Source organism: Allobosea sp. P4_C6, assembly GCF_056402015.1.
On sequence record NZ_JBFUIF010000238.1, the window covers coordinates 1 to 1,458 of the forward strand.

The window sequence follows — 1,458 nt, forward strand, 5'->3', positions numbered from 1 at the left end:
TCATTGCGCTGCCCTCTGCCCAAGGAACATTGAATCAGGACTTCATACCCGCGGCAACGACGACTTTTTCAACATGGAGTAACGGTCTGGCTGCTCTTCTTCGGAGGCCGATAGGATTGTCTCGGCTGCAACAGAGGAGATCGATCATGGAGTATTTTGCTGGGCTGGCGTCTCGATGGAGGAGACGCACATCTGCCTCGTTGATCGCGACGGCGCGGTTGTGCACGAGGTCAAAGCCGTCTCGTCCGCGGTGGCGATAGCAGTGGCCCTGGCGGAAGCGCCGCCCTGCACACGGGTGGTGTTCGAGACAGGCCGGATGGCGCCGATGCTCTACCACGGCTTGGCTGAGCTTGGTGTTCCGGTCGTCTGCATCGAGAGCCGGCAGGCCTATCAGGCGCTCAAGACCCTGGCGACGCACAAGACCGACCGCAACGATGCGCGTGGGCTGGCGCAGCTGGCGAGAACCGGCTTCTACAAGGCCGTGCATGTGAAGTCGCTGCCGGCCCATGCGATCCGCGCGCTGATCGTCGCCCGCAAGAAGCTCGTCAGCCAACGCGTCCGTCACCCTGGAGAACCAGATCCGGGTTCTGGCCGTGGTGTTCGGCGTCCGGCTGCCGCGTGGGCTCAGCCCGGCCTTCGTCGACGAGGTCGTGCGGATGAGCGACGGCATCACCGGCCTGGCCGGCGCCATGCGCGGCCTCGTCGCTGCCCGGGACTTGGTTCTCGGCGCGGTCGCTGCCATCGACGCGGATATGAAGCGCCTCGTTCGCGCCTCCGATGCTTGTCGTCGGTTGATGACCATCCCCGGCGTTGGGCAGCTCACCGCTCTGGCCTTCACGGCGGCCGTCGATGATCCTGCACGCTTCCGGCGCTCGCGCGATCTCGGCGCCTATCTCGGCCTTGTGCCGCGTCGCTATCAGTCCGGTGAGATCGACTATGTCGGCAGCATCTCCAAGGTGGGCGACCAGCGCATGCGGACGCTCCTCTATGAGGCCGCCAACGTCATGCTGACCCGCTACAAGGGCGAGCTGAAACTGAAGGACTGGGCACTCGCCATTGCCAGGCGCTCGACAATACGCAAGGCGCGGATCGCGCTCGCCCGCCGTCTCGCCATTATCATGCACGCCATGCTGCGGCATGGCACCGAATTCCGGCCCGCCTGACAATCAGAGCCAGGCAGAAGCAGACGAGACAGGAGGCCGCAACGAGCTCCCAAGCGGGAGCGACGCCCGAGGGAGGGAGCAGGTGATGGCGCCGATTCCGTAGCATGCCGCCGATCATGTCGGCCGACTGCGCTTTCAACCAAGCCACTTTGCACCCAGCTGACCCCATCAAGTGCCGATGAGCACGCAGAGAACGCAGGCACCCAACGCATCAACCGCTCAGGACCAAGCAGCCAGACCTTGACCCGTTAGAGAACGGTATCGGCGCGAGGTCGAAGTCCGCCCACGGCTAGGC

The 1,458-nt window shown here is 64.6% G+C and carries 1 pseudogene; it reads left to right on the top strand.

The annotated features are described in order from the left end of the window. The first annotated feature begins 146 nt into the window (after nt 1-146). A pseudogene (locus AC1DVA_RS28295) lies at nt 147-1,163 on the top strand (IS110 family RNA-guided transposase). Nucleotides 1,164-1,458: the final 295 nt, after the last annotated feature.